The organism is Paenibacillus sp. AN1007 (genome assembly GCF_040702995.1).
GTDB lineage: Bacteria > Bacillota > Bacilli > Paenibacillales > Paenibacillaceae > Paenibacillus.
In genome coordinates, this window is sequence record NZ_CP159992.1 from 1,007,299 (window position 1) to 1,022,064 (window position 14,766).

Sequence of the window (14,766 nt, forward strand, 5' to 3'; positions counted from 1 at the left end):
TGCTTAGGGTGCCATTATTACCGAATGGTGTATAAGCAGGACTATGGGCCGATATTAAATCTGCAGCGACCACATGTTTTTAAGGGTGTGTCTGAAACGCTGAAGGGAAGAGGTTTTGCCGAATTTTCGTTCCCAACCAGGAAGTTTACCGCAGGCTTGCGGGGGCACGTCAAGAGAAACTGACGCAGCAGGGGGTAAAAAGGGGGGAAAGATGTACTTCAGCGGGTTTCGAGACACGCCCTAGTTTGAAACCTACATAAAGGACGGGGTACGCATGAATCATATTGATGAGATTACTTGGCAAAGAAACAAACTAGTAAGTTACATGATGTGGGCCATTACCGCGATCAGTGCGGGAATAACCATTATTGTCCCCGATCTGTGGCTGTCCACACTAATCTCCATTGTGGTCACTGCAGCTGTGACTGTGTGCAATTTTATGAAAAAAGGTATTCATGTTATCCCATGGTTTGTAACCGCAGCGGTTATTGCGAGCGGAATCTATGTAAGTCGTGACGCAATGAATGCGGTCCAAGGCATTCTAATTGTTTCACCGCTGCTGCTGTATCCGAACAGCAAGCATTATAACATCGCCTTTTCGGCGATGGTGGTTTTTTTCGCGGTCCAACTCGTTCGTGTATCCTCGGCCAGCATTGAACTGCTCTTTGCTGACCTGATCAATTTCAGCATGTATATCGTCACCGGAATTATTATGATTACCGTATCCCGGGTCAACAAAAGATTGTTCTCGGATAGTGAAACACGGCGTGAGCAGGTAGAAGAGTCCAGCACACGCATAGCCATGATGATGGAGCGGGTAAAAGACGCTGTTAACGGACTGTCTCGCTATACCGACCAATTGAAACAAAAAGTGAATGAAACAGGTGCCATCACCAATGAAGTGACAGCAGGATTCAGCGAAGTGGCGAAAGGCGTCGAGTTCCAGGCCACCAGTGTTGCTGAGATTTCCGAATCGTTATCTTTGTCTGATCGTCACATCAAGGATGTGGCCTCTTATTCTCAGCAGATGAAAGAACTGTCCACAAACATGGCTGCAAGCACACAGACCGGCAGCGAACAGATGTCCCAATTAAACATGCAGATGCGTGAGCTGTATGAAACGATTAATACGACAGCGAGCGATATGCAGAAATTCAATGATCAGAGTGAAGCCATGACATTGATGCTGAACAGCATCTCGGATATCGCAACTCAAACGAATCTGCTTGCGCTGAATGCAGCCATCGAAGCAGCGCGTGCAGGCGAGCATGGACGCGGGTTCGCTGTCGTATCGGAGGAAGTTCGCAAGCTGGCTGAAAGTTCCGGTCAATCGGCACATGAGATTACAACGATCCTTACCGGGCTGAGTACGCAAACGCAGGTATTAACCAGCAGGTTCGAAGGAGTTCGTCTGCTGCTGCAGCGTGGAAGAGAAAGTGTTCAGACGGCGGAGGACGTATTCCAATCCATTAATCACAATTCGCATGATGTGCTGAGTCAGGCCACGGATATTGAAACGAGCTCTGCCACGATGAAGGAATCTTCAACACGAGTGGTCAACGAGGTATCCGAGATCTCCAGCGTGACGCAGCAATCCAGTGCAGCAGCCGAAGAGATTTTGGCAAGCATGGAAGAACAGCGTAATCTGACGCAAAATATGGTACAAAGTTTCACTGAGCTGGAGAAGCTTATCGTTAATCTGAATGATCTCGTGTCAGATCACCAGGTATCCGCACCGGATACTCAATTCCAGCGAGAATCTGCCCCTGCATCAGGGGCTGTCCAGACTAAGGCAATACCGGCGTAGTCTGGTGCCCGTCTTCGGGGGACGTGCTTAACCTATTAACCCGCCCAGCAATCCTGTCAGGTCCGTCAGTACGTGGATACGTACTGTACGGGCTTTTTTTGGGCGGCCAAAGGTCCCTTGTAGCTGTCCGTCTTTTTCGATAGAGTAAGATATAAAAGAACGAGTGAGAGAGTCAGCCGCAGAGCGGAATAGACAAGGAGGAACGACATTGAATTGGACAGAGATCAGTAAATCCAAAGATGCAGCACATATTTGTGAAGCGATTGCTTCATGCGTAGTGGATTTGAATGAACGAGATGAACGCGGACGTACACCACTAATGATATTTTTGACGAACCGTACCCCAATTGAAGGAATTCGCTGTTTACTGCAAGCCGGGCCGGATCTGGAAGCGGAAGATAAACGGGGAGATACCGCTTTGAAAAAAGCCGTAAGGTTCAAGCAGCCTGAAGCGATCAGTCTGCTGCTGGAACATGGCGCAAAGCTGGATTCACCTAAGGGGATTCAGGCCACGGCATGGAATCTGGCAAGAGAGCACAATCCGAACATAGCCGACATGCTGCTGGATACACCGGGAGCGGTTCGTTTGAAATTGACAGCGGAGGAACAGCAGATTGTAGATGATATTATCTACGAGGAATCTTCTGACACAGCGTGTGAGAGAATTCGCGCGCTGGATTCTGAAGTGTTGGTGCACGCCGTGGTGAACGAATTCAATTGGGATGACAGTCCGGAACCTATGATTGCAGCAGCTGAGCATCCCAAATGTGCCGAGATTACACGGCTTGATATGATGGAGCTGATGGATGCAGATTATTGGCTGGAAATGGATCTGGAAGAAGTAAATCAAAAAGCAGACGGTCCAGTATATCGGCACCTCGCGGAGTACTTGACACGAAGGAAGGGCTGATTTTGGATGCTGCCTGAACGGTTTCATGAGCAGGCCAGAAAGGTAGAGCTGCTGCAGCAGGAGCTGCGTGCGGCCAACATCGAACATTTTTACATAACAGAGCCTATGCAGCCTCAGAGCCAGCAGCTGGTTTTGGCAGGCAGTTTTGATTTTTCGTATTATCATAATGTGGAGATTACCTTTACGGAAGTGGAGTTTATCCTGTGTCCAGGAAGCGTATTTACTGTGGAGCTGTTCCGACTTGCGAACGAAGAAGAAATCATTCAGTTACATTCAATCATGCATGGCTGTGAACGCAATGGGATCGTTTTTTGTCTGGAAAATGAGTTTGAACAACAGCGGTTTTATATCGTGGCCGAGCAGATGACCTATCATTTTGGCATGGTCTATTACTATGAACGTCCGAATCTGCAGCCAGGGGAGCGAATCGCCGAATTTGTAATCAGACGCAGGGGCGGTCAGGAGTAGAAACGCATTATACATCATGGGGGAATCAGAGATTGGACAATAATAAAGAGGAAGACCGATTTTCCAGCAGCAGGTACGGAGCGGAACATGAGAGTGGGACCAAAGCCAGGCGTGTTCAATTCTATGATTGTGATTCAGTTCAAGAGATGGTCTGGCCAGATACAGAGGATGCGAGGTATGCACGGGCTTATCTGGAACCGATGATGACCCAAGGGACCACTGAATTTATGACCAACGTAAATACGACACTGCTTCTTGCGCGGATCGATGAACTGGTTCTGCCCGTGACGGTGAACGAGGAAGAGTATGATAATGCTTATGTCTGTTCGCCGTACACCCATTATGTGCGGTATGCCAAGCAGGAGCTGATCCTGCTGCAGAAGCCGATGTTGGAAAAGGGGCTCTCCGTACTGCTCAGTTTCATTGGCTGGGGGATGAAGAAGTCCCGGATCAATAAGGTTGTCCATGTGAACAACTGGCTGTTATCGACCAATCTGTATCCTGCTATGACTGGCGAGCAGGCTGTACAGCTGCTGGAAGCGGTCAAGGAGCGCTATCCTGGGCATACGGTGATTTTCCGTTCTTTGAGTGCCGCGCTGCATTCGGAACTTCTCAAGAAATTACAGGAAGAAGGATGCCGCTCTATACCGAGCCGGCAGATTTATTTATATCAGGCGAATGATCCGAACTTTGGCAGTGCCAAGTCGCGCTGGCTGCTTAAACGGGATCGGGCACTGCTGGACAAGCACGGTTATGAGCTGGTGTCTGGTGCAGCGCTCACCGAAGCAGATATCCCGCGAATTGTAGAATTATACCGGATGCTCTATCTGGAAAAGTATTCTTATGACAATCCGCAGTTTAACGAGCATTTCATTGCCGCAGCCAGAGCGAATGGTGCGTTAAACCTGTACGGATTGCGCAGGCAGGGGCAGGAGCGTTTGGATGCAGTGATGGGTTATTTCTGCCGAAACGGCATGATGACTACACCTCTATTCGGCTACGATACAGACATTCCTCAGTCTGTCGGATTGTACCGCATGCTGTCAGCCTGTCTTATTGCCCAAGCCCGTGATCACGGAATGCTGCTTCATGAGAGTGCCGGTGCAGCTCAGTTCAAAAGGAATCGCGGCGCAGTCGCGGATTTCGAATATGCTGCGGTGTATGATCGGCATCTCCCGATGCGCAGACGTTGGTGCTGGGCACTGCTGGATCGTTTGTTAAACCGCATTGGCGTACCGCTGATGCAGCGCATGAAGCTGTAACAGACGGTGCAAGCCGTACGAATTGGTGATGCAGCTTGCGGCTTGCGCACTGCAGCGTTACAACTTTGTACGAATACGATCCGTTGAGCAGCATCATATACACACGTCTTATTCCAGATGCTCGGCAAGCTGCACCTCAAACCCGTCCGGGTCTGCGATATAAATGAAACGCAGGCGTTCATTGGGCTGAATGGGCCCACGCAGGACAGGGACCTGCATGGCTGCCAAACGTTCCATTGCCGATTCGAGTGTCGTTACTTCATAACCGATGGATATCCCCGCTTCCGGTTTCAGTACCTGCTCGCTGCCTTCAATTAGCTCCAGCGAAGTCTCGCTGGTCAGTCCCAAGCCAAGCATGGCGATCTGGCGCCCGCGGCTCTCGAATCTGCGCTGCACCGTAAGTCCGAGCACATGGTGGTAAAAGTGAATGGATGCTTCCAGATTACTTACCCGCAGGGTAATCCAATTGAGTTTGATTAACATGATGGCTATTCCCCTTTTTTAGCTGCTGTGTGTCGATAGATGTTAATTATACGCGAAGAAAGAGATTTGGTCTGAAATTATTGAAAAAATTTACAAAAATATATATGTAAGCGTTATCTAAATGTGTATAATACAATTAAATTGAGAGGAGGCATGAAATGAAAACGGTTAAAAAATGGAGTTCAACCCTGCTGGCCGCAGCGCTGGTAATGACGACGGTTCCTTTTCAGCAGACGGCTTTTGCGCAGGAGCAGCAGACTGAGCAGGCAAGCAGCACGGAATCTTCGGTGTCATCGACGGTGTCCAAACAGAACGTCAATGTGCTGCATGCCGATTTTGAAGATGGGACACTTCAAGGCTGGATTCCTCGCATTGGCAGCGAGAAGCTGACGGTATCACAGCAGGAAGCGCACCAAGGTACATACAGCATGCTGGTCTCTAATAGGGAGCGTTCTTATTACGGGCCGAGTTTGCCGCTGAAAGGCCTGTTAAAACCGAATAAGACGTATAATATATCGGTTTATGTCAAGCTTACGGAGAAGCCTGCTTCAGATCAGACCATTCAGCTTACGGCTTATAAGAAGAACGGGGCGGAGAGCTGGAACATGCTGGACAAGGTCACGATCCCCAAAGATGACTGGCAGCAGTGGCATAAGATTACTGCGACATTCCAATACAGCGATAATCCTGCGGAATTGAATTTGTTTATTGAGACGCCTTATGTCTCTGAGGATGCGGTAGATACGCTGTCATTTTATGTGGATGACGTAACGATTGAGGAGGCAGGGGAGCTGGCTATCGAGACGGATATTCCTTCTTTGCAGGATCTGTACCAGAGCGAGTTTCCGATTGGAGCTGCTGTCTACCGCTGGCAGTTGGAAGGAGCTTATGGGCAGTTATTATCCAAACATTTTAACAGCTTGACGGCAACGTATGAGATGAAACCGAAATTCGTTTCGCCATCCAACGGTGTGTATGATTTCCAAGCATCGGATGAGTATGTTGAATTTGCAGCGAAGCATGATATGGGCTTGCGAGGACATGCCCTGCTCTGGCATATCGATGCAGCGGAATGGATGTTCAAGGACGATCAGGGCAATCCTGCAAGCAGGGAGCTGCTGCTCAGCCGAATTCAGAACTACGTCGATACCGTGATGAAAAGATATAAAGGCAAAATTTATGCCTGGGACGTAGTAAATGAAGCGATTGCGGACAGTAACGGTGATGCAAATGGACTGCGCAAAAGCCCGTTCTACGAGTTGATCGGACCGGATTATATAGAGAAAACCTATGAGTTCGCACGGGCTGCCGACCCGGATGCGAAATTATACTATAACGAGTACTACACCGAAATTCCTGAAAAAAGAGAGCATATGTACCAGCTGGTCAAACGGTTAAAAGAAAAAGGGTTGATTGATGGTGTCGGTCTGCAATCCCACTATAACCTTGAATCTCCGCCCATTGAAGAGATTGAAAAAACAATCAATCTGTTTGCGGGACTTGGACTGGATATCCAGATTACCGAGCTGGATGTAGACAGCGGTATCCCTTTTGGTGAGGAACTGCCTCAGGACGTCGCGGTGAAGCAGGCCTATCGGTATAAAGAATTGTTTGATCTGTACAAGAAACATAGTGACGTGATCTCATCCGTGACCTTATGGGGTCTGCAGGATGAGAAATCGTATAACAATCAAGCCTTTTTATTCGATCAAGCCCTGCAGTCCAAACCGGCCTATTGGGGTTTAGCTGACGAATCAAGCCTGCCAGTTCTGACAAAACGCGCGGTTACACTGTCCGGCACACCACAAACGAAGGCAGCCAAACAAGATCCTCTATGGAACAAAGCCGTGTCGACAGCATTAAAAGGAAATACGGGTGCAGCATCGTTCCGCACCTTGTGGGATAACAAAAATCTGTATGTGCTGATTGATGTTAAGGATACTGTCAAAAATGCAGGCGATAAAGTGGAATTGTTCGTTGATCTGAACAATGGTAAAACACCTGTTTATGAGGCGGATGACCGGCATATTACGATAAGCCGTGCAGGCAAAGTGACAGGGCCTAAACCGCAAGCCTATCGTGTTCGTGAGGGAGCTCACGGCTATCAGGTTGAAGTCTCCATACCGCTGTCTGATGCGCCAGGCATTTCCGCACGTGAGATCGGGCTGGATGTTCGGGTGACAGACGGTGGAAACGGCGGGGGAGAAGAACAGTCTGTTCTATATTGGAATGACAGAACATTATCCCAGGAACAGGATACAAGTAAATATGGTGTAATTCAGTTTGCAAGTATGCCTAAATCAGCCAAAGCGCTGCAGGGGATGGCGACCATTGATGGGGAGAAGGACGCAAAGTGGAATAAAGTCGCTCCATTCCAAGTTACACCTCTGAGTGCGAACGGGGGTGCATCGGCGGAAGCCCGTGCGATGTGGTCTGGTCAGGATCTGTATCTGCTTGTTGATGTCACCGACCCGCAGATTATAACGGACGCCGCCGACCCTTGGGATCAGGATTCAATAGAGATTTTCCTGGATGAAAATCATCAGCGCACTCCGTTCTATCAATATGATGATGCCCAGTTCAGAATTAGTGCAGATAACGTGGCTACTTTTGCAGGCAGTGCTTCCCCGGGCCGCCTTGAAAGTGCAGTCAAGAAAACAGCGAAAGGATATCAGATCGAGGCCAAAATCAGACTGCAGTCCCTCACACCGAAAACAGGTGATGTCATCGGATTCGAACTTCAGATTAACGATAATCAGGGCAATAACAACAAAAGCACGGCGAAGTGGAATGACCTAACCAATGATAGCTGGAAGAACACTTCCCAATACGGCATTCTGACGTTCTCTAATAAGTAGAGGTATAGGATGGTACAGTCTCAAATGTGAGAGTACATTTGTTGTTCTAAACGGAGTTGATCTCGGTTTACAGATGGATCGGAGATGATATATACGTTCGTAAAGAAACCAAAAAGCTGCGAGAACATCTCGGCAGCTTTTTGGGTATTTGTTTGTTTTTTAGCGGGTTCTTCTTACTGGATTAGATTCACAGCGCCCTGTGGTACAAAAGCATCTACGCCATTGTATACAATTACGCCTTCGAGTTCTGTTTTCTTACCGTTCACAAGGGCTGTATTTTTATAAATTTGCAGTTCAAGCTTGGTGCTGCCTTTGGTTACGAGAATCTTCGGATTTTTAACATCCGTCAGATCCAGTTTGTAAGCTGCACCTTTTGCTGTAAATGCCTGCTTGGCAGGTACGAACAACTGCTTGCTTACGCTGTCCAGATCCAGATCGAGTACACGAGCCATATATTTGGCTACATCCGTATTATCAATAACACCGAATGGACGATCATTGTTAGGAGCATACGTGTAGAGTACAACATCTCCGCCTGTATGTCCGCCAGTTGTCCAGCCAATGCCTGCGCGTTTGCTGATCATCGGACCAACAACGTAGTTCAGGCTGCCTGACTCCGCGTCTTTAATCGCAGCGACTTCCTCCGAAGTCAAATCCGTAATGCCGTAGTACTGTTTCATCAACGCTTTGATGTTGGTACGTTTCGCATTCAGCTTCGCTTCTACGCCCTCACCTGTCAGCTTGGCTTTTTTCAGAGGTCCTATAAACGTAGACAACGGCTCTTTATCATACGTGCCTGTTGTGGACGCGTTACCGATGGTCAGTCCGCCGTTCTGGTGGTCGGATACGGCAACAACAACCGTTTCTCCGTCGGATTTGGCGAAATCCATGGCAGCTTTCACGGCATCATCAAAAGCAAGCACGTCACTTATAATACCAATCGGATCATTGGCGTGAGCCGCCCAGTCCACCTTGCTGCCTTCGACCATCAGGAAGAAACCCTTCTCGTTTTTGGACAGCACTTCAATCGCTTTGGACGTCATCTGGGCAAGACTTGGCTGCTTGGCAGGATCACGGTCCATATGGTATGACATGCCTGTCGGAGCAAACATCCCCCACAGCTTGCCCGAAGTTGATGCTTTCATCGCAGCAGGTGTAGTTACGTAATCGTAGCCGAGCGCTTTGATGGAGGCCACGAGGTTGTTGCCATCTTTGCGTCCTGCCGGTTCCAGATATTTGCTGCCGCCGCCGAGTACAACATCAATGCCATTGAATACCTGCTGCTTGCTGAGTGCATCGTAGTTTTTACGGTCAGGATAATGCGCTGAGAAGTCCGCCGGTGTGGCATGCATAATTTCGGATGTAGCTACAATACCGGTTGATTTGCCCGCCAGCTTGGAAGCTTCCAACACGGAAGCCACCGGTTTTCTTTCGTCTCCTGGTGCAATCGCCTTTTGTCCAGGCATCGTGGCCTTGTCCGGCAGTACACCGACATAACCGGTATGGGATTTATGTCCTGTCGCAAAGGCTGTTCCTGCAGGAGCAGAGTCCGCAATCGGAGCATCCGCAGAGTGTGTACGCACCATACCGCTTGCCATGGAATCAATGGTCAGAGAAGAGCCTTTGTACCAACGAGCCAGAGCGGCAGCATCATTAGCCATACCGTCAGGAATGAGGATGATTACATTTTTAATAGGTGAACCAGAAGTGGTTGAAGTACCATCTTCCACAGCCCAAGCTGCGCTGCTGCCTCCCAGCGCAGCGGTAACAATGGTGGTCACCGCGAGCATCATTTTGGCTGCACGGGTACTGAAACGATTTAACATGAACATCCTCCTAAGATATATGTATAGTTTAGTATCCAGAACCCAGTGTATACATCAATTGCTAAACCAGCGTTAGATTTGGGTTAATTAAATGTAAAAATTACGATTATAAGTCAATGCTGTCATAACAAACGAACTGGACAAAAGGATGAGCGCTCTTGTATGTTAAGGAATAAATCGGACTCACAGAAAAAGGGTCCAACGAAGATTTTGGGGTGGTCCATGATGGGGGAATGGTCAGAAGCCATTCAATGGTGGAATAACAACCAAGTGAAACTTATAGATATCCGATACCGAATGCTGCAGCCAGGTCAGGAACTGGCGGAATATATGCTGCCAGCCCGGGCTTTTGTGATGATCAGTAAGGGTGAAGCTGACATTCAGTTTGGAACAAACAGGATTATATCGGATCAGTCGCTCCTGCTGCACGGTGAAAAAGGTATACTGTTGAGTATAGGCAGTGTGAAGCAGCCTCTGCATTTTTTTCTAATCCTGTATAAACCACAATTGAATGCGGTTAGTGCTGACTCATCCCTTAATGTAAACATGCTGGCTGCAGCGGCGTCTTTGCCGGCTGTGTACCATTTTGCACTCTCCTATCCGTTAACGATTTTTCCTATCGTGGAAAAAATGACGGAGTTCTGGACGAGCAGCGAGGAACTGGATCGCCTGCAGGTTACAGGGCTATTTTACCAATTTGTCTATGAGCAATTCCGCCAGTGGAAGATGGCACGTCAGCAGCTGGTTGAATCCATGGAGCTGCCAGAGCAGATTGAAGCCTACATTCAGGAGCACTATGCACATTCCATCTCGATGGAGAATATGGCGGCACATTTCCATTACAGCACACATTATCTGGCCCGGGTATTTAAGCGCAAATACGGATGCAGTCCGATGGATTATGTCATTCAAACCCGGATCAAACGGGCCCAGACACTGCTGGCAGAGACGGAGTTCCAGATTCGGGAGGTGGCAGAGACTGTGGGATACAAGGACCTGTACTACTTCAGCCGCATTTTCAAACGAACGACAGGAGAGACACCGGCACAATACAAAATGCGCAGCCATCGAATCCAAGGTTCAAATCGTACGAACAAGAGGTCGGAATCGTTCATTGCTGACGGTAACTTGTCTCGTTATATTGGTAATAACGATAATCATTATCAATACGACACATGGAGCGTGAACGATTTGAATTTTGGTTTTAAGCCTACATTGGCAGTCAGTTTATTATTTAGTTTATCTCTGCTGCTCGCAGCTTGCGGGGGTGGGGCGGAGACCCCGACTGCAGCAGGTACGGATACAGCAGCAAAATCCATGCGAATGTATACGGATGCTTCAGGAAGAAAGGTTGAGATTCCAGCACAGCCTTCGAAACCTGTCATCATTACCTACGGAGGCTATCTGCTGCCTCTTGGTATGAAACCCGCAGGAGCAAACACGGAAACGCTGGAGCGGTATCCTGAAGAACTCGCAGGTGTGCCGGACATTGGTTCGGGTAACGGTAACGTTGAAATGATCTCAGGCCTGGAACCCGACGTAATCATCGTACCGGACTACACAAGCAAGGAAATTGTAGGCACATACGAGAAGATCGCACCAACGATTACAGTAGCTTGGGGCGGTGATCCGGATGTAATCAATACGCTGAGAACGATGGGCGACATTATGGATCGCAAGGATGAAGCGGAGCAGTGGATTGCGAAGTTTGAGGAGAAGCTGAAGAGCATTCGCAGTGAATTAAACATCAATATTAAACCGGGGACAACTGCGATGTCATTTGTGATCTACAATAAGGAGGTTCTGCTCGGCGGTGAAGGTGGTACATTAGGCAAACTGATCTATGAGGATTTCGGGTTCTCGATGCCTGAGCAGTATAAAGTATACTCTGACGGCGGCACGGTGCTTTCTTTGGAAAAGCTGGCAGACAAGCCCGCAGACTACTTCTTCACTCAGATGGAAGACGAAGAGATGGACCAGATGATGGAACTGTTTGAGGAGCCGGTATACCAGAGCATCCCTGCGATCAAAAATAACCGAATTATTAACGTGTCCCGAAACTACTGGAATTACGGGCCGTATCTGGCGGATAAGGGTCTGGATAGTTTGATTGAGCAGGTGAAGAATCTGCAGCAGTAGGCTGACCCAGACGAGCTGCAGTCATCTGATCTCAACATAGGCTATGGATGAATCCAATAGGATTCGTTCATGGCTTTTTTTGAGGGGAAATTGAAATGGAGGAGATGCTGCAGTATTCGGGATTGCATGATAAAAAGGTATTGCTAGCGCTTTCATTATGTGCTAATATCACGATAATAACAGGATTGTAACCGATCTGAGGGCAAGACCTGTTCCAGTTCATTCGTTGGATCATTCATCAGACGATTGATTGCGTCTATTAAAGTAAGCCAATTTAATACCATACCTCATTATTCTCAGGGTTGTTACGTAATTGCAGGCAAAACCTGAATTGAGGGCGGCAGACCATGCTATAGCACAGTCTGTTTGCCTTTGATTCAGGTTTTTTTATATAAAAAATCGGCCTGAATGTCATAACTGAAAGGGTGCAGCAGTTCATGTCAGCAGAGAGGGGGGCCGCTCTTCCATTCATCCACGAACCAGAAATAGAATGATCCGAACTTTGGAATACTGTACCGAGCGGTGCATAATTTCTAAACTATTTTCCTATCATACACGACTAGACAGCGAGGAGATTAAACCCATGAAAAAAATGAAACGTTCTATTGCAGCAGCAGCGATTCTGAGCATGTGTGTATCTGGTCTACCTGCATTTGCAGCAGGAAATACAGCTCCATCCTTGTCCCCGACTATGGACAAACTGGTAAAAGCAGAGCTGATTCGCGGGAACGGACAGGGCGTAAATACGGCCTACCTGGATAAACATGCCACACGTATTCAAGCCGCAGTGCTTTACTTGCGTTTATCTGGTCTGGAGAAAGAAGCACTTGCCTATCAAGGAACCGATACGTTTAAGGATGCCGCTCAGGCAGGCAAGGTGCTGCAGCCCGTCGTTGGATACTTGAAGCAGCATCCTTATTTGGCTGGCGTGGTTACGGAACCGGAACGTTTTGCGCCTAACGCTCCACTGACGGCAGAGGAATATGCAGCGCTGCCTGCTCAAAGTTCTTGGTTATGAAGCAGGTACGGATTACAAGTCAGGAGAAGCTTCCGCGTTTGCGGCAAACCACGGCATCAAAGCCCTTCAAGGAAAAGGCACGGCACAGCTGACCAATCGTTTGATGGCAGAAGCGACCGCACAGGCATTGCAAGCTCAGCTCAAAAATGGTACAGGTACGCTGGAACAGTTCTGGTCAAAACATAAGCAGGACGGTGCATTTAAACCTCAAACGTTACAGCAAACGAAATATGGTGCCATCGATGGCAAAACTTATGAAGAATATGGCACGCTTGGTTGGCTTGGTGTTCCATATGCGGCACCTCCGGTAGGCGAACTGCGCTGGAAAGCACCGCAAGAACCGAAGGCTTGGACAGGAACAAGAGAAGCCAAAGAGTTCGCGGCAAACAGCCTGCAAATATCCGGTAAAACAACAGCAGGCAGTGAAGATTCCTTATATCTGAACATCTGGCGTCCGAATACAACCAGCACCAAACTGCCGGTTATGGTATTCCTGCACGGCGGTGGTAATATGACCGGATCAGGAAAGGACTTTCAGGGGGAACAGCTAGCACGAAATACGAATAGCATCGTTATCTCGGTGAACTATCGTTTGGGAGCGCTTGGTTTCTTCCAGAATGCTGCGCTGAAAACAGGTAACGCGCTTGACGATTCCGGTAACTACGGCCTGCTGGATGCATTCCGTGCACTAGAGTGGGTGCAGGATAACATTGCAGGTTTTGGCGGCGATACAGGGAATGTGACACTTGCAGGTCAATCTGCTGGTGCACGGGATGTTCTCGCAACACTTATCTCCCCGCTTAGCAAGGGATTGTATCAAAAAGCGATTGCTTTCAGCGGTGGTTTGACGACGGCTTCCTCTGAGGAAGGACAGCAGAAATCCGAGGATGCCATTGTGAAGCTGATTGTCCAAGAAGGCAAAGCTGCAAATGAGGATGAAGCCAAAGCTTGGATTAGCAAGCAAACACCTGCACAGCTCGAAAGCTATCTGCGTGCACTGCCTGCGGACAAACTGGTGACGGTATTCGGTGCAACGGCTATCCGCATGCAGCCCTTCCCGCATCTGTTCCGTGATGGTACGGTGATTCCAAAAGAAGGTTTTGATGCGATCAGCAGCGGCAATTATGCTAAAGTCCCTGTGCTGCTCGGCAGCCTGGAAACGGAGTTCTCCGCTTTTGCTTTTGGCGATCCCAACTTTGTTCCATCCATCAATGACGGAACATTGTTCACAGATCAGACGAAAGCGGCTCAATATGCGGCTGCAATTAAATATGGCAGCGAGGCGTACGCAGGCTTTAATGCGGAGCGTGTAGCAGAGAAATTAACCAGTGCGGCAGGTCAGCCGCCAGTATATGCGTATCGTTTTGCATGGGGAACCCAGCCTGGCGTCATCTCGGAACGACTGTACACCCTGTTGGGTGCTCCGCATGGTGCCGATATGGACTTCTACACAGGAAAAGCAGCAGGTATTGCAGCGTACTTCCCTGAAGGTTACTTTAGCGATGCTAACAAGCCGGGGCGTGAACAGCTGTCTGCTGCGATGGCAGCCTACCTAAAGCAGTTCCTGTACACGGGGAGTCCTGGTACGGGGAGTCCTGGTACGGGGGGAACGGCCGCTCTTGCTGCATGGACACCATGGACGAAGAATGCCAAGGCTCCGATTATGCGTCTGGATGCCAATAACACAACCGCCGAGATCGGCATGTCATCCCAATATAATCAGGGCAAAGATGCTGTGATGGCCAAGATGAAGAAAGAGCTGCCTGAAGAGACATACCAGCTGTTGAACGAAAAAGTGCTTGCAGGCCGTTTCTTCTGGGATTGATGAAAAAGTATAGAAATTAACTTAAAATGAGAATGAAGGACAGGGGATCGCTGCTCTGTCCTTTTTGGTTATCCTAAACAAATACATAGTAAAGATGATAAATAATCGGATGAAAAGGGATTGACTTTCCCCTGCACGGGAGACTGTATACTCACGTTAAGTTAATGGAT

At 48.5% G+C, this 14,766-nt stretch carries 10 protein-coding genes; 8 read left to right on the forward strand and 2 right to left on the reverse strand.

What is annotated here, in order from left to right:
- Nucleotides 1-274: 274 nt before the first annotated feature.
- From ABXS70_RS04540 to ABXS70_RS04555, 4 genes are all read left to right on the forward strand, one after another.
- Nucleotides 275-1,807: a methyl-accepting chemotaxis protein gene (locus ABXS70_RS04540; RefSeq protein WP_366294171.1), complete on the forward strand. Its 1,533-nt coding sequence runs from the start codon at nucleotides 275-277 to the stop codon at nucleotides 1,805-1,807.
- Nucleotides 1,808-2,015: 208 nt separating this feature from the next.
- A complete protein-coding gene (locus ABXS70_RS04545; RefSeq protein WP_342552267.1) occupies nucleotides 2,016-2,717 on the forward strand; it encodes a DUF4274 domain-containing protein in 702 nt (233 codons plus the stop codon).
- A 6-nt stretch (nucleotides 2,718-2,723) separates the two neighbouring features.
- Entirely contained in the window at nucleotides 2,724-3,185 is a 462-nt protein-coding gene (locus tag ABXS70_RS04550; RefSeq protein WP_342552266.1) for a hypothetical protein, read from the forward strand.
- 32 nt (nucleotides 3,186-3,217) lie between these two features.
- Nucleotides 3,218-4,447, forward strand: coding sequence for a GNAT family N-acetyltransferase (locus tag ABXS70_RS04555; protein WP_366294174.1), 1,230 nt, complete (start codon nucleotides 3,218-3,220; stop codon nucleotides 4,445-4,447).
- Nucleotides 4,448-4,555: 108 nt separating this feature from the next.
- Here the strand turns inward: ABXS70_RS04555 and ABXS70_RS04560 are convergent, their stop codons facing one another.
- A complete protein-coding gene (locus ABXS70_RS04560) occupies nucleotides 4,556-4,930 on the reverse strand; it encodes a VOC family protein (protein ID WP_342552264.1) in 375 nt (124 codons plus the stop codon).
- Between the two features lie 158 nt (nucleotides 4,931-5,088).
- Between ABXS70_RS04560 and ABXS70_RS04565 the strand changes: the two genes are divergently transcribed.
- A complete protein-coding gene (locus ABXS70_RS04565) occupies nucleotides 5,089-7,788 on the forward strand; it encodes an endo-1,4-beta-xylanase (protein ID WP_366294178.1) in 2,700 nt (899 codons plus the stop codon).
- 173 nt (nucleotides 7,789-7,961) lie between these two features.
- Here ABXS70_RS04565 and ABXS70_RS04570 read toward each other — a convergent pair whose 3' ends face one another.
- Nucleotides 7,962-9,581 carry an alkaline phosphatase gene (locus tag ABXS70_RS04570; RefSeq protein WP_342556413.1) on the reverse strand — a complete coding sequence of 540 codons (1,620 nt, stop codon included), beginning with the start codon at nucleotides 9,579-9,581 and terminating at the stop codon, nucleotides 7,962-7,964.
- 195 nt (nucleotides 9,582-9,776) lie between these two features.
- Here ABXS70_RS04570 and ABXS70_RS04575 point away from each other — a divergent pair, with 195 nt between their 5' ends.
- The 3 genes from ABXS70_RS04575 to ABXS70_RS04585 all read left to right on the forward strand — a co-directional run bounded on the left by ABXS70_RS04575 (nucleotide 9,777) and on the right by ABXS70_RS04585 (nucleotide 14,596).
- Nucleotides 9,777-11,753 (forward strand): AraC family transcriptional regulator, encoded by a 1,977-nt coding sequence (locus tag ABXS70_RS04575; protein WP_366294181.1) that lies wholly within the window; start codon nucleotides 9,777-9,779, stop codon nucleotides 11,751-11,753.
- A 583-nt stretch (nucleotides 11,754-12,336) separates the two neighbouring features.
- On the forward strand, nucleotides 12,337-12,771 hold the full coding sequence (locus ABXS70_RS04580) for a hypothetical protein (RefSeq protein ID WP_366294184.1): 435 nt from the start codon (nucleotides 12,337-12,339) through the stop codon (nucleotides 12,769-12,771).
- The gene (locus tag ABXS70_RS04585; RefSeq protein ID WP_366294187.1) at nucleotides 12,737-14,596 is read left to right on the forward strand and encodes a carboxylesterase family protein; all 1,860 of its coding nucleotides are present in this window, start codon (nucleotides 12,737-12,739) and stop codon (nucleotides 14,594-14,596) included. Before ABXS70_RS04580 ends, ABXS70_RS04585 begins: the two co-directional genes overlap by 35 nt.
- Nucleotides 14,597-14,766 lie beyond the last annotated feature (170 nt).